Annotated in this window: 2 protein-coding genes; one reads left to right on the forward strand and one right to left on the reverse strand. The window is 37.6% G+C overall.

The annotated features are described in order from the left end of the window. On the reverse strand, window positions 1-267 hold a 267-nt coding region (locus DYY66_RS06705), incomplete at its 3' end, for a winged helix-turn-helix transcriptional regulator (protein ID WP_218583648.1). A 185-nt stretch (window positions 268-452) separates the two neighbouring features. Here DYY66_RS06705 and DYY66_RS06710 point away from each other — a divergent pair. Further along, on the forward strand, window positions 453-865 hold a 413-nt coding region (locus tag DYY66_RS06710; protein ID WP_218583649.1), incomplete at its 3' end, for a potassium-transporting ATPase subunit KdpA.

The following is an 865-nucleotide window of genomic DNA, read 5'->3' on the forward strand; positions in this document are numbered from 1 at the left end:
GGCCAAGTCCTTTTCTCCAAGACCTGTTTCTGCGCCCACATAAGCTGCAATTCCAAGTCCTATACGTGACCAGCTTATCTCAATTTTATTTTTTAGCACACCATTTTCTTTCATCCGGTTTATACGTTTGGCAATAGTTCGCTGATCAACTTTCAGTGATTCAGCTAGTTGTTTGAATTGCACGTTTGCATCACCTGATAAGTGTTCCAATATCATTAGGTCTAACTCATCAGGGACAAAGGGTGGTTCTCTAGTTGCTCTGGACATGTCATTTGGTAACATCATATCCCATTAAAAACGTTATTTAATTACGTAAATATCTATATACATGCATCTTGGTGGATAGCTGATTTCAGATGGATACAAGTGTAGAATTGAAAGTGTTGAGGAAAACACATCCAACATGGGATCAATACCTACATTGTAAAGAAAGGACCTAAGAGTGACTTAATGTGGACATTGTAATACTTCTAGTTGTACTGATAGGCTCTCTTGGATTAGCTGTAATTTTTGGCAGATATATTGCAAGAATGATCGTCTATGAAAAAAGACCATTAGAGAAGACATTGGGAAGAGTAGAGAATGGATTTTACAAAATAATTGGCATAGATAGATACGAGCAGATGACATGGAAACAATATTTTCTAGCCATGATAGTGACTAATGCCATAGCCGCAGGCTTTCTGATGGCAGTACTTCTATATCAGAACAGTCTTCCACTTTCACCAAGACCAGGATTATCATTAGATCTCGCATTTAATACTGCTGCATCATTTATTACAAATACAGATCTTCAGCACTATGCAGGCGAACAGCAACTATCAATTTTTTCACAGATGGTTGGACTGATCTTCATGATGTTTGT

The organism is Candidatus Nitrosotalea sp. FS, from assembly GCF_011319475.1.
In the GTDB taxonomy this organism is placed as follows: domain Archaea; phylum Thermoproteota; class Nitrososphaeria; order Nitrososphaerales; family Nitrosopumilaceae; genus Nitrosotalea.